Here is a 228-nt window from a genome sequence, read left to right as displayed (position 1 = left end):
GAACAGAGTAAAGAAGAAGTGTAATGCGAACGGACTTTTCCGGGCGGTAAATAATGATGAATTACCATTAATAGAACAGTGGATATATCAATTTTGTGAAGACGTAAAGCTTCCTACTACGAAAGAAGAAGCAAAACAAACTGCGCATACATTAATAACTACAAATCGACTGTTTGGTTTGGAAGTAGATAGGAAACTTGTTTCTGTAGCTGCAAAAACGAGACCAAC

General features: G+C 36.8%; 1 pseudogene. It reads left to right on the top strand.

The window, feature by feature from the left end:
- A pseudogene (locus SB717_RS40115) lies at positions 1-228 on the top strand (GNAT family N-acetyltransferase); the annotation flags it as partial.

It is taken from the genome of Priestia sp. SIMBA_032 (genome assembly GCF_046535215.1).
GTDB lineage: Bacteria > Bacillota > Bacilli > Bacillales > Bacillaceae_H > Priestia > Priestia aryabhattai.
Note: the sequence above shows the minus strand (reverse complement) of the source record. Positions and strands in the feature narration are given on the sequence as shown.